This window comes from Nitrogeniibacter mangrovi (assembly GCF_010983895.1).
In the GTDB taxonomy this organism is placed as follows: domain Bacteria; phylum Pseudomonadota; class Gammaproteobacteria; order Burkholderiales; family Rhodocyclaceae; genus Nitrogeniibacter; species Nitrogeniibacter mangrovi.
Genome location: NZ_CP048836.1, coordinates 3,444,236 through 3,469,605 on the forward strand (window position 1 = coordinate 3,444,236; position 25,370 = coordinate 3,469,605).

The 25,370-nt window shown below is 69.3% G+C and carries 20 protein-coding genes; 9 read left to right on the forward strand and 11 right to left on the reverse strand.

From position 1 onward, the window contains the following. Positions 1-10: 10 nt before the first annotated feature. Together G3580_RS15945 and G3580_RS15950 are read right to left on the reverse strand one after the other, a co-directional pair. Complete coding sequence (locus tag G3580_RS15945; protein ID WP_173767157.1) at positions 11-1,135, reverse strand: patatin-like phospholipase family protein; 1,125 nt, start codon at positions 1,133-1,135, stop codon at positions 11-13. 76 nt (positions 1,136-1,211) lie between these two features. Continuing rightward, positions 1,212-3,506, reverse strand: coding sequence for an NADP-dependent malic enzyme (locus G3580_RS15950; RefSeq protein ID WP_173767159.1), 2,295 nt, complete (start codon positions 3,504-3,506; stop codon positions 1,212-1,214). Positions 3,507-3,906: 400 nt separating this feature from the next. Between G3580_RS15950 and G3580_RS15955 the strand changes: the two genes are divergently transcribed. Further along, complete coding sequence (locus tag G3580_RS15955) at positions 3,907-5,748, forward strand: phosphoenolpyruvate carboxykinase (GTP) (protein ID WP_173767161.1); 1,842 nt, start codon at positions 3,907-3,909, stop codon at positions 5,746-5,748. A 140-nt stretch (positions 5,749-5,888) separates the two neighbouring features. Next, complete coding sequence (locus G3580_RS15960) at positions 5,889-7,061, forward strand: pyridoxal phosphate-dependent aminotransferase (protein WP_173767163.1); 1,173 nt, start codon at positions 5,889-5,891, stop codon at positions 7,059-7,061. Between the two features lie 20 nt (positions 7,062-7,081). Here G3580_RS15960 and G3580_RS15965 read toward each other — a convergent pair whose 3' ends face one another. The 7 genes from G3580_RS15965 to G3580_RS15995 form a co-directional block, all read right to left on the reverse strand. Continuing rightward, a complete protein-coding gene (locus G3580_RS15965) occupies positions 7,082-7,819 on the reverse strand; it encodes a transglycosylase SLT domain-containing protein (protein WP_173767165.1) in 738 nt (245 codons plus the stop codon). Between the two features lie 384 nt (positions 7,820-8,203). After that, positions 8,204-8,674, reverse strand: a complete 471-nt coding sequence (lysM, locus tag G3580_RS15970; protein ID WP_173767167.1) for a peptidoglycan-binding protein LysM — start codon at positions 8,672-8,674, stop codon at positions 8,204-8,206. 60 nt (positions 8,675-8,734) lie between these two features. Beyond that, positions 8,735-9,355, reverse strand: coding sequence for a 1,6-anhydro-N-acetylmuramyl-L-alanine amidase AmpD (gene ampD, locus G3580_RS15975; RefSeq protein ID WP_173767169.1), 621 nt, complete (start codon positions 9,353-9,355; stop codon positions 8,735-8,737). Beyond that, positions 9,352-10,731 carry a sigma-54-dependent transcriptional regulator gene (locus tag G3580_RS15980; RefSeq protein ID WP_173767171.1) on the reverse strand — a complete coding sequence of 460 codons (1,380 nt, stop codon included), beginning with the start codon at positions 10,729-10,731 and terminating at the stop codon, positions 9,352-9,354. The genes ampD and G3580_RS15980 overlap by 4 nt, the downstream gene beginning before the upstream one ends. Further along, positions 10,728-12,293 (reverse strand): ATP-binding protein, encoded by a 1,566-nt coding sequence (locus G3580_RS15985; protein ID WP_323847983.1) that lies wholly within the window; start codon positions 12,291-12,293, stop codon positions 10,728-10,730. The genes G3580_RS15980 and G3580_RS15985 overlap by 4 nt, the downstream gene beginning before the upstream one ends. Next, positions 12,277-12,510, reverse strand: coding sequence for a PP0621 family protein (locus G3580_RS15990; protein WP_173767173.1), 234 nt, complete (start codon positions 12,508-12,510; stop codon positions 12,277-12,279). Before G3580_RS15990 ends, G3580_RS15985 begins: the two co-directional genes overlap by 17 nt. A gap of 98 nt (positions 12,511-12,608) precedes the next feature. Further along, the gene (locus G3580_RS15995) at positions 12,609-13,763 is read right to left on the reverse strand and encodes a pyridoxal phosphate-dependent aminotransferase (protein ID WP_173767175.1); all 1,155 of its coding nucleotides are present in this window, start codon (positions 13,761-13,763) and stop codon (positions 12,609-12,611) included. A gap of 96 nt (positions 13,764-13,859) precedes the next feature. Between G3580_RS15995 and mtnA the strand changes: the two genes are divergently transcribed. From mtnA to G3580_RS16025, 6 genes are all read left to right on the forward strand, one after another. Beyond that, positions 13,860-14,918, forward strand: coding sequence for an S-methyl-5-thioribose-1-phosphate isomerase (gene mtnA, locus G3580_RS16000; protein WP_173767177.1), 1,059 nt, complete (start codon positions 13,860-13,862; stop codon positions 14,916-14,918). Continuing rightward, complete coding sequence (locus G3580_RS16005; RefSeq protein WP_173767179.1) at positions 14,915-15,577, forward strand: class II aldolase/adducin family protein; 663 nt, start codon at positions 14,915-14,917, stop codon at positions 15,575-15,577. Before mtnA ends, G3580_RS16005 begins: the two co-directional genes overlap by 4 nt. Further along, the gene (locus tag G3580_RS16010; protein WP_323847984.1) at positions 15,570-15,830 is read left to right on the forward strand and encodes a metal-sulfur cluster assembly factor; all 261 of its coding nucleotides are present in this window, start codon (positions 15,570-15,572) and stop codon (positions 15,828-15,830) included. The genes G3580_RS16005 and G3580_RS16010 overlap by 8 nt, the downstream gene beginning before the upstream one ends. Positions 15,831-15,872: 42 nt before the next feature. Continuing rightward, entirely contained in the window at positions 15,873-16,943 is a 1,071-nt protein-coding gene (locus tag G3580_RS16015) for a hypothetical protein (RefSeq protein ID WP_173767181.1), read from the forward strand. Between the two features lie 63 nt (positions 16,944-17,006). After that, a complete protein-coding gene (locus tag G3580_RS16020; RefSeq protein WP_173767183.1) occupies positions 17,007-19,760 on the forward strand; it encodes a putative bifunctional diguanylate cyclase/phosphodiesterase in 2,754 nt (917 codons plus the stop codon). Positions 19,761-19,926: 166 nt separating this feature from the next. Beyond that, entirely contained in the window at positions 19,927-21,672 is a 1,746-nt protein-coding gene (locus G3580_RS16025) for an N-acyl-D-amino-acid deacylase family protein (protein ID WP_173767185.1), read from the forward strand. On the opposite strand, the gene G3580_RS16030 is transcribed toward G3580_RS16025, so the two are convergent. Both G3580_RS16030 and G3580_RS16035 read right to left on the reverse strand, forming a co-directional pair. Continuing rightward, on the reverse strand, positions 21,664-22,551 hold the full coding sequence (locus tag G3580_RS16030; RefSeq protein ID WP_173767187.1) for an NAD(P)-dependent oxidoreductase: 888 nt from the start codon (positions 22,549-22,551) through the stop codon (positions 21,664-21,666). The two genes, G3580_RS16025 and G3580_RS16030, sit on opposite strands and share 9 nt — an antisense overlap. Continuing rightward, the gene (locus G3580_RS16035) at positions 22,548-23,426 is read right to left on the reverse strand and encodes an NAD(P)-dependent oxidoreductase (RefSeq protein WP_173767189.1); all 879 of its coding nucleotides are present in this window, start codon (positions 23,424-23,426) and stop codon (positions 22,548-22,550) included. The genes G3580_RS16030 and G3580_RS16035 overlap by 4 nt, the downstream gene beginning before the upstream one ends. 73 nt (positions 23,427-23,499) lie before the next feature. Here G3580_RS16035 and G3580_RS16040 point away from each other — a divergent pair, with 73 nt between their 5' ends. Continuing rightward, the gene (locus tag G3580_RS16040) at positions 23,500-25,365 is read left to right on the forward strand and encodes a response regulator (protein WP_173767192.1); all 1,866 of its coding nucleotides are present in this window, start codon (positions 23,500-23,502) and stop codon (positions 25,363-25,365) included. Positions 25,366-25,370: the final 5 nt, after the last annotated feature.

Consider the following 25,370-nt stretch of genomic DNA (forward strand, 5'->3'; position numbering starts at 1 on the left):
CGTGCGGCGATCACAGCCGCAGGAACTCGGCCACCTCACCCCGCCTCGCCATGGTGTCTTCATAGCCCAGGTCCATGAGCGCGCGAGTGTAGCCCGGCTCGAACAGCAGGTAGGACAGCAGTGTCGAGCCGCTGCGGCGCATGCCGCCGATACCCGCGAGCACGACGCGTAGCGCCCGCGGCAGGCTGCGCCGATGATGGCCGGCGATGGCGTCGATACGCCGCGAGGGCGAGATCACCAGGGTTTCGATCGGCCGCAGCCCCACGGCCGAGCGTTGTGCAGCGTTCATGTCGCTCAGGGTGTGGTTGATCCGCTCGAGCCGCTCCAGGTCGGCCGCCAGGCTGTCGAGAAAGATGCTCGACATGGCGTGACCGGCGATCTGCGCCAGCGACGGATAGGCGTCGGCCCGCTGGCGCCCCTCCTCCGACAGGCGCCCGGCACCGATGACCATGATGCGCTCGGCGCCCAGATGAATGGCCGGGCTGATGGGGGCGATCTGGCGCATAGAGCCGTCGCCGAAATACTCCCGGTTGATCCGCACCGCGGGGAACACGAAGGGAATCGCGCTCGAGGCCATCAGGTGCGGCAGGCCGATACGGCCCGGCAGGCCCACCCGCTGCGCCCGGCGCCAGCCGAGCAGGCCCTCGCGCGCCTGGAAGAAGGCGAGCGACTCGCCGGTGGTGTAGCCCGACGCGGTCACGCTCAAGGCGTCGACGAGGCCGGCATCGATGGCGCGTCCGATGGCGGAAAAATCCAGGGTCTGCTGCAACAGTTCGGCCAACGGCGAATTGTCTAGCAGGGAGCGGGGCGTCTGCCGCACCAGCCAGCCGGTGAGCAAGGCCGCCCCCCAGCGCAAGCCGGTGGCGGTGAGCGCCATGGCGTCGGCGCGATAGACCTGCTCCACGTGAAAGTGCCGCCAGATGTAGCCGATGCGCCGCACCGCCATGGAGAAGTCCTGCGCATACACCGCCAGCGCCGCGGCATTGATGGCGCCGGCGGAGGTGCCGCAGAGGATGGGGAAGGGATGCCCCGGGCGCCCACGCCACAGTTCGCGCACGGCGCCGAGCACGCCCACCTGGTAGGCTGCCCGCGCCCCGCCACCTGTCAATACCAGCGCGGTCTTGCCGCCACCCATGCCCGTCTCCTGACTCGTCCACCGGCATCTACGACATGGGGGGCGACAAGCTTTAGGGGGCGCGCGCCGTGCGGCCTCACACGCGCTGGCCGCCCTCCTCGCCGGCCTGCATCGCCTCGACCACGGTCAGCGCGGTCATGTTGACGATCCGGCGCACGGTGGCGGTCGGGGTCAGGATGTGCACCGGCTTGGCCGCGCCCATGAGGATCGGGCCCACGGTCATGCCCTCGCCCGCCGCGGTCTTGAGCAGGTTGAAGGCGATGTTGGCCGAGTCCAGGGTGGGGAAGATGAGCAGGTTGGCGTCGTCGCGCATGCGCGCGTTGGGGAACACCTGCAGGCGGATGGCGGCATCGAGCGCCGCATCGCCATGCATTTCGCCTTCCACCGCCAGTTCCGGATGGTGCTCGTGGAGCAGGCGCAGCGCGTCGCGCATCTTGGTGGCCGTCGGCGAGTCCTCGGTACCGAAGCTGGCGTGCGAGAGCAGTGCGATGCGCGGATCGACACCGAAGCGGCGCATCTCCTCGGCCGCCAGCACGGTCATCTCCACGAGTTGTTCCGGCGTCGGGTCGTAGGTCACGTAGGTATCGGCGAGAAACACCGTGCGCCCGGGCAGGCTGAGCAGGTTGAGGGTGTAGCACTTGCTCACCCCCGGGCGCCGCCCGAGCACCGCCTCGACGAACCTGAGATGCTGCTGGTAGAGGCCGTAGGTGCCGCAGATCATGCCCTCGGCGTAGCCGAACTTGCACAGCAGCGCGCCGATCAGCGTGGTGCGCCGGCGCACTTCGCGCTTGGCGTACTCCACCGAGACGCCGCGGCGTTCCATGAGCTCGTGGTAATGGCCCCAGAAGGCGTTGAAGCGGGGATCGGAATCCGGATTGACCAGCTCGAAATGCTCGTCGCGGCGCATGCGCAGGCCGAAGCGCTCGATGTTGCGGGTCACCACCTCGGGCCGGCCGATGAGGAGCGGCCGCGCCAGGCCCTCGTCCACCACGGTCTGCACCGCGCGCAGCACCCGCTCGGATTCGCCCTCGGCGAACACGATGCGCTTCGGATGGCGCTTGGCCGCGGCGAACACCGGCTTCATGATCAGACCCGAGTGCCACACGAAGTTGTTGAGCTGCGCGGTGTAGGCATCCCAGTCCTCCAGCGGCCGCGTGGCGACGCCGGATTCGATGGCGGCCTTGGCCACCGCCGGGGCGATGCGCACGATCAGGCGCGGATCGAAAGGGCGCGGAATGATGTAGTCGGTGCCGAAGCCGGAGACCTTCTCCCCATAGGCGGCGGCGACGATGTCGCTCTGCTCGGCGCGCGCCAGTTCGGCGATGGCATGCACCGCCGCCAGCTTCATCTCGTCGGTGATGGTGGTGGCGCCCACGTCGAGCGCACCGCGGAAGATGAAGGGAAAGCACAGGACGTTGTTGACCTGGTTCGGGTAGTCCGAACGCCCGGTGGCGATGATGGCGTCGTCGCGCACCGCCTGGACATCCTCGGGGAGGATCTCCGGACGCGGATTGGCCAGGGCCAGCACCAGCGGATTGGGGGCCATCTTCGCCACCATGTCCTGCTTGAGTACCCCGCCGGCCGACAGGCCGAGGAACACGTCGGCGCCCTCGATGATCTCGCCCAGGGTGCGCGCATCGGTGGGCTTGGCGTAGCGCGCCTTGATGTCGTCCATGAGCACCGTACGCCCCGCGTACACCACGCCCTCGATGTCGGTCACCCAGATGTTCTCCACCGGCACGCCGAGCATCACCAGCAGATCCAGGCACGCCAGCGCGGCGGCGCCGGCACCGGACGTGACCAGCTTGATGTCGGTGAGCGACTTGCCCTGCAGATGCAGGCCGTTGAGCACCGCCGCACCGACCACGATGGCGGTGCCGTGCTGGTCGTCATGGAAGACGGGGATATTCATGCGCTCGCGCAGGCGCTTCTCGATGTAGAAGCACTCGGGCGCCTTGATGTCTTCCAGGTTGATGCCGCCGAAGGTGGGCTCGAGCGCCGCGATCATGTCGATCAGCTTGTCCGGGTCGGGCTCGTTCACCTCCAGGTCGAACACGTCGATGTTGGCGAACTTCTTGAACAGCACGCCCTTGCCTTCCATCACCGGCTTGGCCGCCAGCGGACCGATGTTGCCCAGGCCGAGCACCGCGGTACCGTTGGTGATCACGCCGATCAGATTGCTGCGGGCGGTCAGGGTCGCCGCCTCGGCGGGCGATTCGGCGATCGCCTCGCAGGCGAAGGCCACGCCCGGCGAATAGGCCAGCGACAGATCCTGCTGGTTGGTCAGCGCCTTGGTAGGCGTGACCGCGATTTTTCCGGGCCGCGGCTGGCGATGGTAGTCCAGTGCGGCGTCACGGTTGGATGCGCTCATGGCGAATGTTCCCCCTCTCGGATGGTGATGGCACGATGGCGGCGCCGGGATGGCCCACCCGTCTCATCGTTCTTTTGTGTCCGGAAACCGGAACCGTGTCACGACAGGGATTGCCGAGAAGGGCACCGCCCGCCGCCGTCCTGTTTCCGTAAACCCTTACGGCGTGGCATAATATTAGGCTTTCGCGAGCGACCCTGTCGCTTCGTGATTTCCACAAGCGCACCGACACGATCCATCGAGGACAGGGGCGCGTGGAGGCGGCTCCCGATCCGCGTGTCTCGACCCGAACCGGTCCAGGCAGAGGGCACCAGACCGGCCGCACGCCAAGAGGTATGCAGTGGCGCATTGGGTGATGCGTCACCAGCAGGTTTACCATCGCAAATCTGGAGAGTTCTACCCAATGAGCCAATTCGCCGATGCCGCACGGGCAGCCGCACCGGACTATGTCCGCCACGAAAAACTCAAGCAATGGGTCGCACAGATCGCCGAGCTCACCGAGCCCGCGCAGGTCGTCTGGTGCGACGGCTCCCAGGAAGAATATGACCGTCTGTGTGCCGAAATGGTCGAGTCCGGCACCCTGATCAAGCTCAACCCCGAGAAGCGCCCCAACTCCTTCCTGGCCTGGTCGGACCCGTCCGACGTGGCCCGCGTGGAAGACCGCACCTTCATCTGCTCCGCGAACAAGGACGACGCCGGCCCCACCAACAACTGGGAAGATCCGGCCAAGATGCGCAAGACCCTGAACGAACTGTACAAGGGCTGCATGCACGGGCGCACCATGTACGTGATCCCGTTCTCCATGGGTCCGCTCGGCTCCCCGATCGCCCATATCGGCATCGAGATCTCCGACAGCGCCTATGTCGCCACCAACATGCGCACCATGACGCGCATGGGCAAGGGCGTGTTCGACGTGCTCGGCACCGATGGCGAGTTCGTGCCCTGCGTGCATTCCGTGGGGGCCCCGCTGGCCGAAGGCGAGAAGGATTCGCGCTGGCCGTGCAACCCGACCACCAAGTACATCGTCCACTACCCCGAGACCCGCGAGATCTGGTCCTACGGCTCCGGTTACGGCGGCAACGCCCTGCTGGGCAAGAAGTGCTTCGCCCTGCGCATCGCCTCCACCATGGCCCGCGACGAAGGCTGGCTGGCCGAACACATGCTCATCCTCGGCGTCGAGTCCCCCGAGGGCGAAAAGACCTACGTGGCCGCCGCCTTCCCGTCAGCCTGCGGCAAGACCAACTTCGCCATGCTGATCCCGCCGCAGAGCTTCAACGGCTGGAAGGTCACCACCGTCGGTGACGACATCGCCTGGATCAAGCCGGGGCCGGACGGCAAGTTCTACGCCATCAACCCGGAAGCCGGTTTCTTCGGCGTCGCCCCGGGCACCAGCGAGAAGACCAACTTCAACGCCATGGCGACCCTGAAGGAAAACATCATCTTCACCAACGTCGCGCTGACCGACGATGGCGACGTGTGGTGGGAAGGCATGAGCAAGGAAGCGCCGGCGCACCTGATCGACTGGCAGGGCAAGGACTGGACCCCCGAGATCGCCAGGGAGACCGGTCGCAAGGCCGCGCATCCGAACTCGCGCTTCACCGCCCCGGCCGGCCAGTGCCCGTCCATCGACGCCGACTGGGAAGATCCGAAGGGCGTTCCCATTTCCGCCTTCATCTTCGGCGGCCGCCGCGCCACCACCGTGCCGCTGGTCTACCAGGCCTTCAACTGGAACTTCGGCGTGTACATGGCCGCCACGCTCGGCTCCGAAACCACCGCCGCCGCCTTCGGTGCCCAGGGCGTGGTGCGTCGCGACCCGTTCGCCATGCTGCCCTTCTGCGGCTACCACATGGGCGACTACTTCAACCACTGGCTGAAGATGGGCCACGTGGTCGAGCACACGCCGAAGATCTTCTGCGTGAACTGGTTCCGCATGGACGAAAACGGCAACTTCATGTGGCCGGGTTTCGGCGAGAACATGCGCGTGCTCAAGTGGATCGTCGACCGCGTCAAGGGCAAGATCGGCGCCAAGGAAACCGCGCTGGGCTGGATGCCGCGCTTCGACGATCTGGACTGGAGTGGCGCCGATGTGACCCGCGAGGAGTTCGAGGCCCTGACCACCGTGGACGCCGAAGCCTGGCAGAAGGAACTGGACCTGCACAAGGAGTGGTTCGACAAGCTGCAGGATCGCCTGCCGCGCCAGATGACCCTCAAGCGCGAGCTGTTCGAGCTGGCCCTGTCGGTCTGAGCCCGGACGACCGGCTGCCCCGGCAGCCGGCCCGACACGAACGCCGGCCCCGTGCCGGCGTTCGTCGTTTCCGGCCCCCGGGCTGACGAAACACCGCCATCACGCCTATCATCCGGAACACGCCGTCCGGATTCCGCACCATGCCCCGCACCGACCTGCCCTTTTCCCGCCGCCTCCACGACATCGAACCCTTCCATGTGATGGAGCTGCTGCGCCGATCCCGCGAACTCGAGGCCGCCGGGCGCGACATCATCCACATGGAAGTGGGCGAACCGGACTTCGGCACGCCGGAACCCATCCTCGAGGCGGCCACCCGTTTCCTCGCCACCGGCAACGTGCATTACACCTCCGGTCTGGGCATGCCCGCGCTGCGCGAGGCCATCGCCCGCTTCTACGCGGATCGCTTCGGCCTCGACATCGCGCCGGAGCGCATCGTCGTCACGCCGGGGGCCTCCGGCGCGCTGATGCTGGCCCTGGCGGCCCTGACCGACCCGGGCGACGTGTGGCTCATGCCCGACCCCACCTACCCGTCCAACCGTCATCTGGTACGCGCCTTCGAAGGCCGGGTCCGCGCCCTGCCCAGCGACGCCGCACAGGCTTACCAGCCCACCGCGGCGCAGGTCGAATCGGCCTGGTGCGACCGCACCCGCGGCCTGATGGTCGCCTCGCCTTCGAACCCCACCGGCACCCTGATCGCCCCGGCCACCCTGCGCGCCCTGGCCGACGGCGTGCGCCGACGCGGCGGCACCCTGATCGTGGACGAAATCTACCAGGGGCTGACCTACGGCGTGGCGGCGAGCACCGCGCTGGCCGAGGCGGACGACGCCTTTGTCATCAACAGCTTCAGCAAGTATTTCGGCATGACCGGCTGGCGCCTGGGTTGGCTGGTGGTGCCCGACGGCTTCGCGCGCGAGATCGAACGCCTCGCGCAGCACTTCTTCATTGCCGCCTCCACGGTGGCCCAGCATGCCGCGCTGGCGGCCTTCTCCCCCGCGTGCATGGCCGTCCACGAAGCACGGCGCGCCGAATTCTCGGCACGCCGCAACGTGTTGCTGCCCGCGCTCGAAGCGCTCGGTTTCGGCGTCGGAACGGCGCCGGAGGGGGCCTTCTACATCTACGCCGACATCCGCTCACTGGCGCCAGATTGCGAGACCCTCGCCCACCGCCTCATCGAGGACGCGGGCGTGGCCGCGACGCCCGGTATCGACTTCGGCGAGTTTCGCTGCCGCGAGCACATCCGCTTCGCCTACACCACCGGCATCGATCGGCTCGAAGCGGCGGTCGAGCGCATCGCCGGCGTCCTGCGCGGATAGCGCCGGCCGGGACGGCGGGCTCAGGCCGCGCCGTCCTCCGCGACCTTCTCCAGCCGGGCTTTCATCGCCAGCACCTTGCGCGCATAGCCGGCGCTGGGGTCGGACAGCGCGCCGCCGTAGTATTGCAGCGCCCGCTTCATCGAACCGTAGCGGCGCAGGCCTTCCTTGATGACCAGGGCGCCGACGCGCACGTTGGTGTCCGGGTCGAACAAGGCCTCGGGCCCGGCATCGGGGCCGATCTTGTCGAGGTGGAATTTCGGAATGACCTGCATGAGCCCCTGCGCCCCGACCGTGGACTCGGCGAGCGGATTGAAGCTCGACTCGACCGCCATGACCGCGACGATGAGCAGCGGATCGATACCCAGTGCCTTGCCGGACTGCTGGGCCTGGGCGATAGGCGCTGCCAGGGCTGCCGACGACACCCGGTACTTGCGCGCCACGTAGGCCTTGACCCGCGCGAGGGCGGGACTGAGCGCCGCGACGCCGGCATCCGTGTCCGCATCGTCGGCGAGCATGTCGGCCACGGCCAGATCGAAGTGAGTCGTCACCGGGTTCGGCGCCGCGTCGGCCATACCCGCCGCATGGGCCGGCGACAGGGCCGCGACCAGGGGTACGGAGACGCGCTGGTGTTCGAGCACACCGGCCATCACGCCGGCAATCGACAGGGCGCCCATGGCCAGCAGGGCACCATGAGCCAGATGGGTGGAAAACGCGCCGAGTGCACGCGCGCCGTTTCGAATCGAAGTTGCGATGTTCATGTGGAGCCTCCATGTGGCCCACCGGATTCGCATGACGGACACTGGGTCATGCGCGGATCGCAACCGGATCTCCGGACCGGCGTGGAGCGATCGAATCAGGCGGGTCGCCATCGGGGTTCCGGCCGGCCGCAACGCGCAAGGCCGGAACATGAAAAAGCGGCCCGTTCGCCGCTTCCTTGGATGCTGCACTGCAGCACGACCCGCACTTTATTGATTTGTATGCCTTTTGTCAATCTCCCGGAAACCCGCATGAATGCTTGTTCATGCCAAATACATCACACTGGAACCCGCATGGGTGCTGGAGATCGGCGGCGCAACAAAAAAACGGGGCTTGCGCCCCGTCCGATCGATCACGTGGCGGCGCCGGCCGGCACCGCCACGGCCTCAGGCGGCCGGTGGAATACGCAGCACCTGACCCGGGTAGATCTTGTCCGGATCGGACAGCATCGGCTTGTTGGCCTCGAAGATCACCATGTACTTGTTGGCATTGCCGTAGCATTTCTTGGCGATCGCCGACAGGGTGTCACCGCGTACGACCGTGTGGAACTGGGCTTCCGGCTCCGGATTCGTGACCACGATGCTGTCGTGGACCTCGCCCACGCCGGCCACGTTGCCGGCGGCCAGCAGCACCTTCTCGCGGGTGGCCTGGTCCGGCGTGGTACCGCCGACGGTGACCACCGAACTGGCGCCATCGAAGCTGACCGTGAGGTTCTCCACCGGCAGCTTGAGGGTTTCGATGTAGGCCTTGATGGCGGCGCCGGCCTTGGCGTTGGCATCGGGTGCACTGGCGGCCGCGGCCTCGCCGGTGCCGAACAGCTTTTCACCCGCTTCCTTGATGAAGCTGAACAGTCCCATGGTCTGACTCCTTGTCGTCTGATTCGTCATGTCGTGCCGATGTCATCGGCGCTGTTGCCGTTATACGTCAGTTCGATCGACAAGGGGAATCCCCGAAAATGAAACTTGCGTGTCAACGCCGGGCGGCGGCGCGTCGAGCCCCCGGGCCAGACGCGCCCAGTCGAAGCACGGCCCGGGATCGGTCTTTCGGCCCGGCGCAATATCGCTGTGGCCCGCAACGGCCTGCAGCGGGTAACGGTGCCGCAAGACCTTGATCAGTTCGGTCAGGCGCGCATACTGGCGCGGCTCGAAGGGCACATGGTCGGAGCCCTCCAGTTCCACGCCGATGGAAAAGTCGTTGCAGCGTTCGCGCCCGCCCCAGCAACTCGCGCCGGCATGCCAGGCACGCTGTTCGGTGGACACGAACTGGATCAGCTCACCGTCGCGGCGGATGAGGAAATGCGCCGAGACCTGCAGCCCGGCGATCTGCGCGTAGTAGGGATGAGCCGCGGGGTCGAGGGTATTGGTGAACAGTTCGATGATGCCCTCGCCGGAGAACCGGTCCGGCGGCAGGCTGATGGCATGGACCACCAGCAGGCGCACGGGCTCGCCCTCGGGGCGCGCGTCGGCGTTGGGCGAGACGATGCGCCGCGCACCGGCCAGCCAGCCTTCCGCGTCGAGTCGCCCGGGCGCGTCGCTCATTCCTTCATGCCCAGCCGCTCCATGCGATAGCGCAGGGAACGGAAGGTCACCTTGAGCAGGCGCGCCGCCGCGGTGCGGTTGCCGCCCGTCTCGGCCAGGGCCTCGTGGATGGCCTCGCGCTCGGCATCATCGAGGTATTCCTGCAGCCCCATGTGCAGGGCCTCGCTGCCGCTGAACGAGACCGCCGACTCCGTGCCGAGCAGCGGATCGAGCGCCAGATCCTCCACATGGATGACCTCGTCGCCGGACAGGGCCAGGGCGCGCTCGAGCGTGTTCTCCAGTTCCCGCACGTTGCCCGGGAAGCCATAGTCCGCCAGCGCCTGGGCCGCCTGGGCCGACAGCCGCGGCTGCCCCAGGCCGGCCTGCGCCGCGAGCCGCTCGAGCAGGGCTTCGGCCAGTGCCGGAATGTCCTCCTTGCGCTCGCGCAGGGCCGGCATCTTCAGTTCGATGACGTTGAGGCGGTAGAACAGATCCTGGCGGAAGCGATGATCCTCCACCAGGGCGCGCAGGTTCTGGTGGGTGGCGCTGATGATGCGCACGTCCACCGGCACCTCCTCGGTCTCGCCGATGCGGCGCACCCGCTTTTCCTGGATCACGCGCAGCAGCTTCACCTGCATGGACAGGGGCAGGTCGGCGACCTCGTCGAGAAACAGGGTGCCGCCGTTGGCGGCCTGGAAGAAGCCGTCGTGGTCGGCGTCGGCGCCGGTGAAGGCCCCCTTGCGATAGCCGAAGAACTCGCTCTCCATGAGGTTCTCGGGAATCGCGCCGCAGTTGACCGCGACGAAGGAGGCGGCCGCGCGCGGCCCGAGCCCGTGGATGGCGCGCGCGGCGCGCTCCTTGCCGCTGCCCGATTCGCCCGAGATGTACACCGGCGCCTGGCTGCGGGCGAGCTTCTCGATGAGCTGGCGCACCTGCGCCATGGCCGCGGACTCGCCGATGAGAAACGCGCTGGCGTCCTTTTCCACCGCCCCGGCGCCCTTCTCGGGCAGCCGGAACACCGACTTGATGAGCGCCCGCAGCTGCTCGAGCGACACCGGCTTGGCGAGGTAGTCGAAGGCGCCCGCCTTGAGCGCGCCCACCGCGTTCTCCATGCTGCCGTAGGCGGTGATCACCGCCACCGGCAGGTCGGCGCAGTGCTCGTTGATGTAGCGCACCAGCTCGAGACCCTCGCCGTCGGGCAGGCGCATGTCGGTCAGGCACAGGCGGTAGCTGTTGTGCTCGAGCAGCGCGCGCGCCTCGGCCACGGAGCCGGCCGCATCGGCCCCCAGCCCCATGCGCGCGAGGGTCATCTCCAGCAGTTCGCGGATGTCGTCTTCATCGTCGACCACGAGCACATCGGTGCCCCGCGGCCGCTGGCGTCGGTCGTTCGTACTCATGGCTGACTCGGTCCCGTCAGGCAGAAATGGGCGCCGCGCTCGGTGTCGAGCAGACGCAGGCTGGCCCGGTTGGCCTCGGCCAGTTCGCGGGCGATGTACAGACCCAGCCCGGTCCCCTTGGCGTGGGTGGTGAAGAAGGGTTCGAACAGCTGGGTGCGGTGCTCGGGGGCGATGCCCGGGCCGTCGTCGATCACCTCCAGCCGGGTGAGACCATCGTCGCGGCTCGCCCGCACCGCGATGGCCCCGGGGCGTTCGCTCGCGTAGCGGCGTGCGTTGGCCAGCAGGTTCCACAGGATCTGGTGCAGATGCGCGCGATCGAAGGCCAGGGTGATGCCGTCGGGGATGTCCATGCTCACCTGGGCCTTCTCCGCCTCGCCGTGGAGGGTGAACTCGTCGAGGAAGTCGCGCACGAAAGCCTGCAGCGGCAAGGCCTCGAGCATGGCGCGGTCGCGGCGGCCGAGGGAGAGCACATCGCGCACCAGCTGCTCGATGCGCTGGGCGTTGTCGTTGATGATGCGGGTCAGGCGGATCTGCCCCTCGGCGCGCTTCTCCTCGCGCAACAGCTCGGCGGCATGGCTCACCGCGGTGAGCGGGTTGCGGATCTCGTGGGCGATGCCGGCGGTGAGCCGGCCGAGCGCAGCCAGCTTGATCTGCTGCGCCTGGGCCTGGATCTCTTCCAGATCCTGGAGATAGACGATGGTGCCGCCACCGGCCGCCACCGGCGGCACCACGCGATATTCGATGGTGCCCCGATCGTCGACGATCACCTCGCCGGAGGCCCCCTCGCCGGCCGCTTCGGCCAGCCGCGCCGCCAGCACGGGCACCGCGTCGACCAGATGCCCGCCGGGCCCGAGCGTGCGCCCGAGCAGCCGCTCGGCCTGGGGATTGAACTGGAGCACGCGCAGATCCTCGTCGAGCACCAGCACCCCGTCGGGCATGTCCTCTATGATGCGTTCGTTGATGGTGCGCTGCTGGACCAGGTCGGCGCCACGGGCCTCGGCCAGGGCCTCGTTGGCCAGCGCCCGGCTGGCCAGGTAGCGCGCCATGAGGGCGACGCCGAAAAAGCCGATGCACACCATGCCGACCGCAAAGAATTCCGGCGCCTCGTGCCCGGTGAGGGTGCGCACCCCGTTTTCGGTCAGCACCGCCACGGTCGCCAGGGCGGCATAGAACAGCACCCAGCGCCCCTGGCCGACCAGGCCACCGCCGGCGAGCAGCACCATGAGCAAGGTCGGCAGGCCGCCGCGCGCACCGCCGCTGGCATGCATCATCAGCACCAGCGCGACGATGTCCACCACCATCTGCACGGTCACCAGCCGATCGAAGCCGAGCCGTCGCACCGCATCCGGGAAACCCAGCGCCAGCACGGTGACGAAATAGGCCAGCGCAACGACGACGAAGAACACCGGCGCCTCGTTGCCCAGGCCGATGACCGTCCGGCCGAAGAACAGGAACAGGGCGGCGATGAACAGCCGGAACAGGTTCAGGTAGCGCAGCGAAGCGCGCCGCGCCAGGTCGCCGGGCGCCACCGGCCGTACCGGGGCCTCAGTCATCCCGTCCATGCGCATGCGCGTCGCAACAGTAGAACTCGTCGCCCCGATGCACGCCCTCGCTCTCGGGCACGTGCACCCCGCAGCGCCGGCACGAGAGCATCCGCTCGGGGGTGTCCCGCCGCGCCGACCGGGAGCGGGAGGCGCCGCCCTGATCCCCCTCGCGCAGCAGGCGCCGCCCCCAGAAGATCGCGGCGAGAACGAGGAGGAACAGGAGCAGTTTTTGCACGGTCGGGCGGGGGCGAGAGGTGAAAAAAAAAGTGTAGCACGCGCGCCTGCACCGCCCCTGTGGACGCCCGATGAAAGTCAGCGCGGCAGCGCCCGCACCTACAACCGCGCCAGGCGCTCGCAGGCGGCGTCTAGGGTGTCCTCGTGCTTGGCGAAGCAGAAGCGCACCACCCGGGCATCGCGACCATCGTGGTGGAAGGCGGACACCGGAATCGCCGCCACCCCGATCTCGCAGGTGAGCCAGCGCACGAAGTCCACATCCGGCCGGTCGCCGATGGCCTCGTAGCCGGCCAGCTGGAAGTAGGTGCCGGCACACGGCAGCAGGGTGAAGCGCGACGCGCCCAGGGCGGCGCGGAAGCGGTCCCGCTTGGCCTGGTAGAAGCCGGCCAGCGCGAGATGGCGCTGCGGCTCGGCCATGTAGTCGGCGAGCGCGTACTGCACCGGGGTGTTCACCGTGAACACGTTGAATTGATGCACCTTGCGGAACTCGGCCATCAGCGCCGCCGGCCCGAGCACGTAGCCGACCTTCCAGCCGGTGATGTGATAGGTCTTGCCGAAGCTGGAGACGATCAGGCTGCGCTCGGCCAGCGCCGGGTGGCGGGCGCAGCTTTCGTGGCGCCGGCCGTCGAAGACGATGTGCTCGTACACCTCGTCGGCGACCACCACGATGTCGGTGCCGCGCACCAGCGCCGCCAGCTGCGCCATGTCCTCGCCCGACCACACCGCCCCGGTCGGATTGTGCGGGGTGTTGATCATGATCATGCGCGTGCGCGGCGTGATCGCCGCGGCCACCGCCGCCCAGTCGGGCCGGTAGTCGGGCGCCTCCAGCGTGAGCCGCACCGGCACCCCGCCCTGCAGTTCGATGGCCGGCACGTAGGAGTCGTACACCGGCTCGAACACGATCACCTCGTCGCCCGGATGCACCAGCGCCGCCACCGCGGTGAACAGCGCCTGGGTGGCGCCGGCGGTCACCGTCACCTCGGTCTCCACGTCGTAGCGCGCCCCGTACAGCGCCTCCACCTTGCGCGCGATCGCCTCGCGCAGCGGCGCCACCCCGGCCATGGGTGGATACTGGTTCATGCCCGCCCGCATCCAGTGCGCCACGCGCTCGAACAGCACCGGCTCGGCGTGGAAGTCCGGGAAGCCCTGCGACAGGTTGATGGCACCGGCCTCCTGAGCCATGCGCGACATCACGGTGAAGATGGTGGTGCCGACCTCTGGCAGGCGCGACAGCGGACGAATCGGACACTGCATCGGTGTTTCCTCACATGATCACGATCCCGATTGTAGGCCTGATCGGTCACCGGGCTCGGGCTACAATGACGGGATCGACAGTCTCCGAAAAACACCATGGCCCACCTGCCACCGCTCGAATTCACCGGCAATGCCATCCGCATTCTCGATCAGACGCGGCTGCCGCATGCCGAAGCGCGCCTCGAACTGCGCGACCTCGACGCCGTCGCCGCCGCCATCACCGACATGCGCGTGCGCGGCGCCCCCCTGATCGGCGCCACCGCCGCCTGCGGTGTCGCCCTGGCCCTGCGCGAGCGCGCCGACGATGCCACCCTGGCGCACGCCCTGGCGGTGCTCGGCGCCACCCGCCCCACCGCCGTCAACCTGCACTGGGCGCTGGCGCGCATGGCGCGGGCCCTCGACCCCCTGCCGGCCGGCGAACGGGCCGAGGCCGCCGCGCGCGAGGCGGCCGCGATCATCGCCGAAGACGCGCAGATGAACGCGCGCATCGGCCAGCACGGCCTGGGTATGCTGCGCACCCTGGCCGAAGCGGGCCACGGCCGCGTGAATGTGATGACCCACTGCAACGCCGGCTGGCTCGCCACCCTGGAACACGGCACCGCGCTGTCGCCCATCTACGCCGCCCACGCCGAAGGCATCGACGTCCATGTGTGGGTCAGCGAGACGCGCCCGCGCAACCAGGGCCTGCTCACCGCCTGGGAACTGGCCGCCTCGGGCGTGCCGCTCACCCTCGTCGCCGACAACGCCGCCGGCCTGCTCATGGCGCGCGGCCAGGTGGACGTGGTCATCACCGGCGCCGACCGGGTGGCCGCCAACGGCGACAGCGCCAACAAGATCGGCACCTACCTCAAGGCCCTGGCCGCCGCCGACAACGGCCTGCCGTTCTACATCGCCGCGCCCATGTCCACGGTCGACTTCGGCTGCCCCGACGGCGGCGCCATCCCCATCGAGGATCGCGCCGGCGCCGAGGTGCGCGAGGTCGCCGGCCGCGACGCCGACGGCCGCCCGGCCACGGTGCGCATCGCCCCCGACGACCTGCCGGTGGCCAACCCCGCCTTCGACGTCACCCCGGCGCGCCTGATCACCGGCATCATCACCGAGCACGGCATCTGCGCGCCCTCCGCCCTGCACGACCTGCCCGGAGCCGAACGATGAACAGCGCCGACCAGTTGCTGCATATCGCCCGCGGCATGAGCGCACGGCGCCTGTCCGTGGGCACCGCGGGCAACGTGAGCCTGCGCCACGGCGACGGTATGCTGATCACCCCGTCGGGCCTGGCGCCCGAGCGCTGCCGGCCCGAGGACATGGCCCACGTCGATCCGGCCGGGCGCGCCAGCGGTCCCCTGGCGCCGTCCAGCGAATGGCGCATGCACCGCGACATCTACGCCGCGCGCCCCGAGATCCAGGCCATCCTCCATGCCCACGCCCCCTTCGCCACCGCGCTGGCCTGCCATCGCCTGGCCATCCCACCCTTCCACTACATGATCGCGCGCTTCGGCGGCGCCAGCATCCACTGTGGCGGCTACGCCACCTTCGGCACCCAGGCCCTGTCCGACGCCACCCTCGCGGCACTCGATCGGCGCAGCGCCTGCCTCATGGCCAACCACGGCATGATCGTGCTCGCCGAGCACGCCGAGGAACTGCTCGACCGCGCCATCGAATTCGAGATGCTGTGCGAGCACTACTGGCGCGTCCGGGCCCTGGGCGAGCCGGCCCTCCTGAGCGAGGCCGAGATCGCCGAGGCGCTGGCGCGCTTCGGCAGCTACGGCCGCCCGCACCCCACCGACGCCACGGAATACGGACACGATGATTGACGAGACCGCCGTACGCGAGGCGCTGCGCCGCGTCGACGACCCGGAGATCGGCATGAACATCGTCGACCTCGGGCTCATCTACGCCGTCGAGGTCGGCGAGGCGCATATCGCCATCCGCATGACCATGACCAGCCCGGCCTGCCCCATGGGCCAGATGATCATGGACGACATCGAAGCCGCGCTCAAACGCCTCGCCCCGAGCACACCCGGGAGATCGAACTGGTCTGGGAACCGGAGTGGTCCCCCGAGATGATGAGCACGTCGGCCAAGGACCACTTCGGCTGGCAGCCCGAGGATGACTGACCTCGCACCGCGCTGGCGCATCCCCCTGCTGGTGGCCGGCTTCGCCGGACTCGTCACCGGCGTGCTCGCCGGCCTGTGGCGCCTGGGCTGGCCGATGCCGGCGCTGGCCGCCGGCGCGCCGCACGGGGTGCTGATGATGTGCGCCTTTTTCGGCACCCTGATCAGCCTCGAGCGCGCGGTGGCCATCGGCCGGCGCTGGGCCTACGCGGCGCCGCTGATCGGCGGCGTCGCCGGGTTGATGCTCATCGCCGGGCTGCCGGTGCGGCTCGCCGCCGGGGCCTTCGCGGTGGCCGGCCTGTGCTTCGTCGCCGCCTCGTGGACCGCGCAGCGCCGCCAGCGCGCCCTGCACACCCGTGTGCTCACCCTCGGCGCCGTCCACTGGCTGGTCGGCGTGCTCCTGCTGCTGGGCACCGGCGAGGTCACCCAGGCCCAGTGGTGGTGGCTCGGCTTCCTGATCGTCACCATCGCCGGCGAGCGGCTCGAACTGTCCCGCCTGGTGCGGGTCAGCCGGGGCATGCAGCGCGGCTTCGTGCTCATCATCGCCGCGCTCACCCTGGCCGCCGCCGTCGCCGCCCTGCCGCTCGGCGAGCGTCTCTTCGGCCTCAGCCTGATCGCCCTGGCGCTGTGGCTGCTGCGTCAGGACGTGGCGCGGCGTACCGTGCGCTCGCGCGGGCTGACCCGTTACATCGCCCTGTGCCTGCTCTCCGGCTACGTGTGGCTGCTCGTCGGCGGCACCCTGTTGCTGGGCGCGCCGCAGCCGGGTCAACCGGGGTGGGACAGCGCCGTGCATGCCCTGACAATCGGATTCGTGCTGGCCATGGTATTCGGTCACGCACCGATCATTTTTCCGGCTGTGCTGCGACGTAAACTCCCGTACCATTGGGGCTTTTACGTGCCCTTGATCGGCCTGCACCTGACGCTCGCCGCACGCATCGCCGGCGATCTGGCCGGCCGCTTCCCGGTCCGCGCCGATGGCGCGCTGGGCAATGCGCTGAGCGTCGCCCTGTTCCTGCTGATGATGGCCGCGGCCATGATCGCCGCCCGCCCCGGATCGACGTCCTGACATGAGCACCGCCCTTCATCTTCGCCGCGCAGGTTCGCCCCGCCCCGGGGTTTCCGGAAGGCCATGCGGGCGCTGATCGGTCTGCCCCTGCGCTGGCTGCGGCGTGTCAGCCTGGCGCTGATCGTGCTGGCCGTGCTCGGTCTGGCGGCCGAGTTCGTCTATCGCAGCGCGCTCGACGTCCAGCGCGATCGCGTTTACGCCGAATTCCAGCTGGCCGCCTCGCAGCATATCGACACCCTGCGCAAACGCCTCGACGCGGTCCTCGACCTGCAGCAACTGCTGGCCAAGCACGTGGATGTCTCCGGCACCGGCTCGGCGGCGGAGTTCAGCCAGATCACCCGGCCGGTGATGCGGGTGCACCCGTTCATCTCGGCGATCGTGTTCGCCGAAGTGGACACGCGTGCGTCCGGCACCCGCTATCCGGTGCGCTTCGCGCTGTCGGACGGCGCCTGGCCGCAGCCCGGCGCCAAGCTCAACGACGAGGGCCCGCTGGCACTCGCCGCCATCGAGCAGGCCGTCAAGCACCGCACCACCTATGCGACGCCGCCGCTGAGCTCGCCCGACAGCGACCGCGCCGATGGCATCCGCCTGTTCGCCGCGGCCGGTGACGGCATCACCGCCGTGTTCCTGCACCTGAGCGACCTGGCCGAAAGCACCCTGTGGGCCGGCATGGACCCGGACGCACGCGACATGGCCTTCACCATCGTCGACGCCACCGACGACCCGACCCATGCCGCCGAGATCTATCGCGACACGGTCTCGGACGGCTTCGAGACCGCCTATGCCGAAGCCGTCCCCTTCGCCAACCGCCGCTGGCTGGTCATCGCCACGCCGATGCCCAAGCACTACGAACTGGCCCCGCAGCCGAGCGTCAAGCGCCAGCGCTACGCCGGTTGGGCCATCACCCTGCTGGCGACGCTGATCGTCGCCTCGCTGCAGACCCGCAACGCGGTCATCCGCGGCCATGTGCAGCGGCGCACGGCGGAGCTGGCCCGCTCCAACCAGATGCTGGCCGAGACCAACGCCACCCTGGAGGCGGAGATCCGCCAGCGCATCGCCTCCGAAGCGGCCCTGCGCGAGAGCACGACACTGCAGCAGGCCATCCTGCACAGTGCCGACTACGCCATCCTGCTCACCGACAACACCGGCGTGATCCGGGTCTTCAACCCGGCCGCCGAATCCATGCTCGGCGGCCGTGCCGCCGACGTGGTCGGCAAGCGCACCCCGCTGGCCTTCATCGACGACGGCGATCTGGCGCAGATGGCCGAAGAGAGCGGCGAGCACGGCTTCGAGGCCCTGCTCGCGACCGCCCGTCACCGGGAGGCGTCGGACCCGCTGGAACTCGACCTGTGCCGCGCCGACGGGCGCCGGGTGCCGGCCTCGATCTCGGTCTCGCCGCTGGTGGACGCCACCCACGGCCACATCACCGGCTACCTGCTGATCGCCGCCGACATCACCCACCGCAAGGCCGCCGAGTCACGCATCCTGCATCTGGCCCATTTCGACCCGCTCACCGACCTGCCCAACCGCAGCCTGCTGCACACCCGGCTCGAAGAGGCGCTCGACACCGCCGCCACCTGCAAGCAGCCGCTGGCGGTGCTGTTCCTCGACCTGGACCGCTTCAAGTACGTGAACGACTCGCTCGGCCACCAGGCCGGCGACGCCCTGCTCAAGGCGGTCTCCGGTCGCTTCCGCCACTGCGTGCGCGAGCAGGACACGGTGGCGCGCATGGGCGGCGACGAGTTCATCGTGGTGCTCTCCGAGCTGGAGGGGCGCGACCATGCCACCGAGGTCGCCGGACGCATCATCGAGGCGCTCAACGCGCCCTTCGACATCAAGGGCCACCGGCTCACGGTCACCCCGTCCATCGGCATCGCCATCTACCCCGAGGACGGCGACAAGGCCGACCTGCTCATCAAGCACGCGGACGCGGCCATGTATCACGCCAAGGAGCAGGGGCGGAACAACTATCAGTTCTACGAGCGCCGTTTCTCCACCAGCGTGTCGGCCCGCCTCAACCTCGAGAACCGGCTGCGCCGCGCGCTCGAACGCGACGAATTCGAGGTCTACTACCAGCCCCAGGTCGAGACCGCGACCGGCGAATTCGTCGGCCTCGAGGCCCTGCTGCGCTGGCGCGACCCGGAGCACGGCCTGGTGAGCCCGGACGAATTCGTCCCGGTGGCGGAGGATTCGGGCCTGATCGTACCGATCGGCGAGTGGGTGCTGCGCACCGCCTGCCGCCAGAACCAGGCATGGCGTTCGGCGCGCCTGCTCGACGTGCCGGTGGCGGTCAACCTGTCGGCGCGCCAGTTCGACGAGCACACCCTGCTGGGCACGGTGGCGGCCATTCTCGACGAGACCGGGCTGCCGCCCCAGCGGCTCGAGCTGGAGCTGACCGAGACGCTCATCATGCGCAATCCGGAGCTGACCGCCGAGCTGCTCGACGCCGGCAAGCGCCTGGGCATCCTCATCAGCGTGGACGACTTCGGCACCGGCTACTCGAGCCTGGCCTACCTGAAGCGCTTCCCCATCGACCGGCTCAAGATCGACCGCTCCTTCATCGCCGACATCGAGACCGAGCCGGACGACGCCGCCATCGCCCAGACCATCATCGCCATGGCCCACACCCTGCGCATCGACGTGCTCGCCGAAGGCGTGGAGACGGTGGCGCAGCTGCGCATGCTGCGCAACTGGCAGTGCTCCGCCTACCAGGGCTACCTGTGCAGCCACCCGCTGCCGACCCACGAGATGACCGCCCTGCTGCGCGGCCTGCGCGCCGCCCACATGCTCGGACTGCCGGAAGTCGGGCACGCCTGAGGCCGGCGCCTTCTGCGCCCGCTTTACTTCGTTCAGGCGCGATCTAGAATCAGATCGAACATGCCTGCGGTCGTCCGACGCCGCTGCGACACACCCCTGATTCCCGCGCCGAACGACTTCCCCGCCCGACAGGACATGCATTCCCGTTTGCACGCGGAGGGACTCCATGGGCAGCGTCTACGATCTCGTCATCCGCGCCGGCACGGTGGTCGACGGCAGCGGGCAGGCCCCATACGCGGCGGACGTGGCGGTCCGCGATGGACGCATCGTCGCCGTCGGCAAGGTCGGCGGACGCGGGCGCGAGGAAATCGACGCCCGTGACCAGGTGGTGACGCCCGGCTTCGTGGACATCCACACCCATTTCGACGGCCAGGTGACCTGGGAGCACCGCCTCGTCCCGTCGTCGTCCCATGGCGTCACCACCGTCGTCATGGGCAACTGCGGGGTCGGCTTCGCCCCCTGCCGTCGTGATCGGCATGAAGCACTCATCCGCCTCATGGAAGGCGTGGAAGACATTCCTCACCCGGTGCTTGCCGACGGACTGCCCTGGCACTGGGAGACCTATCCGCAGTACCTCGACTTCCTCGCCGGGCGCGCCTTCGACATGGACGTCGGCAGCCAGCTGCCGCATGCCGCGCTGCGCGTCTACGTGATGGACCAGCGCGGCGTCGACCGCGAACCTGCGACCGACCAGGACCTGCAACAGATGGCCGCCCTGGTGCGCGAAGCGATGGCAGCCGGCGCGTTGGGCCTGAGCACCTCGCGGACGTTCTTCCATCGGGCCAGCGACGGACGGTCGACGCCCAGCTTCGAGGCCGCGGAGACCGAATTGATGGCCCTGGCCGACGCGCTGCGTGAGTGCGGACGCGGTGTCATGCAACTGATCACGGACTTCGCGCCCGAAGAGGCCACCTTCGCCTTGCTCGAGCGCCTCGCACGACGGGCCGGTCGGCCACTGTCGGTTTCGCTGCTCGAAGGCGACTACGGGCCGATGACGCTACGCTGGCAGGAGATCCTCGACTGGGCCAACGCCGCCAGCCACGATGGGCCGCCGATCCGCGCCCAGGTGCTCAGCCGCGCCATCGGGGTGATGCTCGGCCACGAACTGACCCTCAACACCTTTTACACCACACCGACCTACACCGGGCTGGCCACCCTCCCGTTCGACGAGAAGATCGCCACCCTGCGGCAACCCGCCATCCGCGAACGCATCCTCGCCGAATCCGCCGACCCGGACCCGACGATCGTCCTCGGACGCCTCGCGCGCCAGTTCGACCACATGTTCCAGTTGGGCGACCCGCCGGACTACGAACAACCACGGTCACGCAGCATCGCTGCCCGCGCGCGGCAACAGGGCATCACGCCCGAAGCCCTCGCCTACGACCTGATGCTGGAAGAAGACGGGCACGGCATGCTTTACGTCACCCTGTGCAACTATGAGCATGGATCGCTGGAAACCTCCCTGGCGATGATGCGCCACCCCGCGTCCGTCCTCGGGCTGGGCGATGCCGGCGCCCACTGCGGCACCATCTGCGACGGCAGCTTTCCCACCTTCATGCTCACCTACTGGGTCCGGGACCGTACCCGGGGCGAACGCCTCGGACTCGCCGAGGCCGTGCGCCTGCTCAGTCACGACACCGCCCAGGCCGTCGGTCTGCACGATCGCGGCCTGATCGCCCCGGGATACCGGGCCGACCTCAACGTGATCGATCTGGCGCGCCTGCACCTCGATGCCCCCCGGGTCACGCACGACCTCCCCACGGGCGGGCGGCGCCTCGTCCAGGCGGCGCGCGGCTACACCGCCACCGTCGTCAATGGCACGATCGTCCATCGGAACGGCGAGTTCAGCGGCGCCCTCCCGGGGCGGCTGATCCGGGGGCCACAACCGCCGCCCGGGCACGCCTCAGCCTGAGGCATCCCGGCGCTCGCTCATCGCCTCGAGCACCGTGAGCAGCGCCGCCGTGTCCCACTTCGCCCCGCCGCGCGCCATGAGCGCGTTGAGTTGCTGCCAGACGATGGCGGCGATCGGCAGCGGTGCGCCGAGCTGGTGCGCCTCGCCCATGAGAATGGCGAAGTCCTTGTGATGCAACCGCGCATCCACGCCGCGCTCGAAGTTGCGGGTCACCATGCGCTCGCCCATCACCTCGAGCACCTTCGAGGCCGCCGAGCCGCCCATGAGCGCGGCGCGCACCTTGGCCCCATCGACCCCGTTGGCCGCCGCCAGGCGCATGGCCTCGGCACCGGCCTCGATGGCGGCGACCATGATCATCTGGTTGCACGCCTTGGCCACCTGACCGGCACCGGCCGCGCCGATGCGCACGATGCGCCCGCCGAGGATCTCCAGCAACGGATAGCAGCGCGTGAAGGTCGCCTCGTCGCCGCCGACCATGATGGCCAGCGAGGCTTCGAGGGCGCCCTTGGGACCGCCCGACACCGGCGCGTCGAGCCAGCCCACGCCGGCCTCGGCATAGCGGGCGGCGAGACGGCGCGCGGTCGCGGGGGCGATGGTGCTCATGTCCAGATGGATGGCCCCGGGCTGGAAGCCGGCCAGCAGGCCATCGGCGCGCAGCGCCAGATCCTCCACATCGGCACTGGCGGTGACCATGGTGATGACGATCTCACAGTGCCGCGCCAGTTCCGCCGGCGTGCCGCACCAGCCGGCCCCGTCGGCGATGATCGACTCGGCCGAGCGCTCGCGCCGCGCCCACACCGCCACCTCGTGGCCGGCGCGCAGCAGATGGCGCGCCATCGACAGGCCCATGTCGCCCAGGCCGATGAAGCCCAGCTTCATGCCTCGCCTCCGCTCATGGTCTCGAGCAGCTTGAGCATGGAGATCGAATCTTCCTCGCCCAGGCCGCTGCCGACCAGGGCGTTGAACATCTGCGCGGTGACCGCGGCGGACGGCAACGCCAGGCCGAGGCGGTGCGCCTCTTCCATGACGATGCGCATGTCCTTCTGGTGCATCCACGCCTTGAAGCCGGGCTGGAAATTGCGGTCGAGCATGCGCTGGCCGTGGTTTTCGAGGATGCGGCTGTAGGCGAAGCCGCCCAGCAGCGCCTCGCGCACCCGGGCCGGATCGACGCCGCTCTTGTGGGCGAAGTTGAGCGCCTCGGCCACCGCCGCCACGCCCACCCCGGTGAGGATCTGGTTGCAGGCCTTGGCCACCTGGCCGGCCCCGGCATCGCCCACCAGGTTGATGGTCTTGCCGATGGCCTGCAGGGCCGGCAGGGCCTTGTCGAAAGCGGCCTGCTCGCCGCCGACCATGATCGTGAGGGTGCCGGCGATGGCACCCACCTCGCCGCCGGAGACCGGCGCATCGAGCATGCGCACCCCGCGCGCCGCCAGCTGCGCGGCGATGTCGCGCGCCGCCGCCGGAGCGATGGTGCTCATGTCCACGTAGACCAGGCCCTCGCCCGCGCCTTCGGCCACGCCGCCGGGCCCCAGGGCGACCTGCGCCACGTCGGGCGCATCGGCCACGCAGGAGATGACCACCTCGGAGGCGGCCGCCACCTGCGCCGCGCTGCCCAGCGCCCGCGCACCGGCCTCCACGACCGGCGCCAGCGACGCCTCGCGCCGGGCCCACACGTTGACCGCAAAACCTGCCTTGCGCAGATTGAGCACCATCGGGCGGCCCATCAAGCCCAAGCCAATAAAGCCGATGTCCATATAATCTCTCCTGCTTGCTATCGATGTGGGTCGTCGTACAACTCGAACCCCATTCTAACCAAGGGGCGCACACGTGTCGGACGCAGCGAACCGTCAGCCATCATCGCCGGCGCCCTCGACGGAGGACGCGGCGCTCGACGCCCGGGTGCGCGCCGGGCTGGTGCGCATGCACCTGGAGAACAACCGCGCCACCCTCCTGGCCGCCGGGGTCGTCAGCACGCTGGTACTCGCCCTCGCCCTGAACGGCTATCCGAACCACGGGCCACTGATCGCCTGGTGGCTGGCCATCAACGTCCTGAACCTGTGGCGCCTCGGCCACACCGTGGCCGTGCGTCGCGCCGCCGAACCCGACCGCCACGCGCTGCGCCTCTATCGCACCCTGGTCGTCGAGGCGGCGTTGGCGGGGATCCTCTGGGGGCTGCTGGCGACCAGCCTGTATCCGCCCCCCGGCAGCGGCATCGAGCTGCTGATGGTGCTGACCCTCATGGGCGTGTCCTCGGCCGCGCTGGTCTCGCTGGCCCCGATACTGCCCGCCTACATCGCCTTCTTCGGCTGCATGCTGGTGCCGGCCACGATCGCCTTCGCCCTGCGCGACACCTTCGCCGAGCGGATCGCCGCGCTGGCGCTGCTGCTGCTCGGCCTGGCGCTGCTCATGAACGGCATTCGCGTCAGTCGCAACCTGCGTCACAACCTGCGCCTGACCGCACGGCTCGAACGCGCCCTGCGGCGCGAAGCGCGCGCGCGGATCGCCGCGGATGCGGCCAATCAGGCCAAATCGCGCTTCCTGGCGGCCATGAGCCACGAGATTCGCACGCCGATGAACGGCGTGCTCGGCATGGCGCAGATCCTGGCGCGCACCCCCCTGGACGAACGTCAGCAACGCTGCCTGTCGACGCTGACCGACTCCGGCCGGCACCTGCTCGGCCTCATCGACGAGGTCCTCGATTTCGCCCGGGTGGAGTCGGGTCAGTTGCAGTTGCATCCCGGGGCGGTGGACATCCGGGCGCTGTGCAGCCAGGTCATCGACATGTTGCAGCCGCGCGCGGAGGGTCGTCGCCTGAGCCTGCTGTGCAAGGTCGCGGACCGGGTGCCGCGAATCATCGAGGTCGATGCCCAGCGCTTGCGCCAGATCCTCACCAACCTGCTGGGCAATGCCCTCAAGTTCACCCATCGCGGCGGTGTCACGCTGTCGGTCAACTGTCCGCCGCCGCCCCCAGAGACCGCCCCCACGATCGAATTCTCGGTGATCGACACCGGCATCGGCATCGAACCGGAAGACCGCCACCGGATCTTCGAGGCCTTCAGCCAGCTCGGGCATCCGGAGGGCCGCGACGCCGGCGGCGTGGGCCTCGGGCTGGCCATCGCGCGCGATCTGGCCCGGCTCATGGACGGCGACCTGAGCTGCGAGAGCATCGCCGACGTGGGCACCACCTTCCGCCTGAATCTGCCCCTGCGCGTGCCGGCCCAGCCGGCGCCCCGCCCGAACACCGCCGACACGCCGCCGAGCACGCTGGCACGCTTCAGCGGCCGCGTGCTGATCGTCGAGGACAGCGCCACCAACCGCGAAGTGGCCGCCATGGCGCTCGAGACCCTCGGCCTGGCGCACGCGACCGCCGACGACGGGGCCGAAGCCATCGCCCGGGTGAGCGAAATGCGCTACGACGCGATCCTGATGGACTGCCAGATGCCGCGCATGGACGGCTACGAGGCGACGCGGCAGCTGCGCCGCCTCGAACGCGAACACGGCTGGCCGCGCACCCCCGTGATCGCGCTGACCGCCAACGCGCTCGCCGGCAACGACAGCCGCTGCTACGCGGCGGGCATGGACGACTTCATCGCCAAACCCTTCACCATCGAAGTGCTGGCGACGGTCCTCGCCCGCCACCTGGCCCACCGGCGCCAACGCGACACCCCAGCGCCCGGCGCAAGCCTGCCATAATCGAT

Coding starts and splice junctions, on each gene's coding strand:
- G3580_RS15945 (WP_173767157.1), bottom strand. CDS start 1,135: ATGGGTGGCGGCAAGACCGCGCTGGTATTGACAGGTGGCGGGGCGCGG.
- G3580_RS15950 (WP_173767159.1), bottom strand. CDS start 3,506: ATGAGCGCATCCAACCGTGACGCCGCACTGGACTACCATCGCCAGCCG.
- G3580_RS15955 (WP_173767161.1), top strand. CDS start 3,907: ATGAGCCAATTCGCCGATGCCGCACGGGCAGCCGCACCGGACTATGTC.
- G3580_RS15960 (WP_173767163.1), top strand. CDS start 5,889: ATGCCCCGCACCGACCTGCCCTTTTCCCGCCGCCTCCACGACATCGAA.
- G3580_RS15965 (WP_173767165.1), bottom strand. CDS start 7,819: ATGAACATCGCAACTTCGATTCGAAACGGCGCGCGTGCACTCGGCGCG.
- lysM (WP_173767167.1), bottom strand. CDS start 8,674: ATGGGACTGTTCAGCTTCATCAAGGAAGCGGGTGAAAAGCTGTTCGGC.
- ampD (WP_173767169.1), bottom strand. CDS start 9,355: ATGAGCGACGCGCCCGGGCGACTCGACGCGGAAGGCTGGCTGGCCGGT.
- G3580_RS15980 (WP_173767171.1), bottom strand. CDS start 10,731: ATGAGTACGAACGACCGACGCCAGCGGCCGCGGGGCACCGATGTGCTC.
- G3580_RS15985 (WP_323847983.1), bottom strand. CDS start 12,293: ATGGACGGGATGACTGAGGCCCCGGTACGGCCGGTGGCGCCCGGCGAC.
- G3580_RS15995 (WP_173767175.1), bottom strand. CDS start 13,763: ATGCAGTGTCCGATTCGTCCGCTGTCGCGCCTGCCAGAGGTCGGCACC.
- mtnA (WP_173767177.1), top strand. CDS start 13,860: ATGGCCCACCTGCCACCGCTCGAATTCACCGGCAATGCCATCCGCATT.
- G3580_RS16005 (WP_173767179.1), top strand. CDS start 14,915: ATGAACAGCGCCGACCAGTTGCTGCATATCGCCCGCGGCATGAGCGCA.
- G3580_RS16010 (WP_323847984.1), top strand. CDS start 15,570: ATGATTGACGAGACCGCCGTACGCGAGGCGCTGCGCCGCGTCGACGAC.
- G3580_RS16015 (WP_173767181.1), top strand. CDS start 15,873: ATGACTGACCTCGCACCGCGCTGGCGCATCCCCCTGCTGGTGGCCGGC.
- G3580_RS16020 (WP_173767183.1), top strand. CDS start 17,007: ATGCGGGCGCTGATCGGTCTGCCCCTGCGCTGGCTGCGGCGTGTCAGC.
- G3580_RS16025 (WP_173767185.1), top strand. CDS start 19,927: ATGGGCAGCGTCTACGATCTCGTCATCCGCGCCGGCACGGTGGTCGAC.
- G3580_RS16030 (WP_173767187.1), bottom strand. CDS start 22,551: ATGAAGCTGGGCTTCATCGGCCTGGGCGACATGGGCCTGTCGATGGCG.
- G3580_RS16035 (WP_173767189.1), bottom strand. CDS start 23,426: ATGGACATCGGCTTTATTGGCTTGGGCTTGATGGGCCGCCCGATGGTG.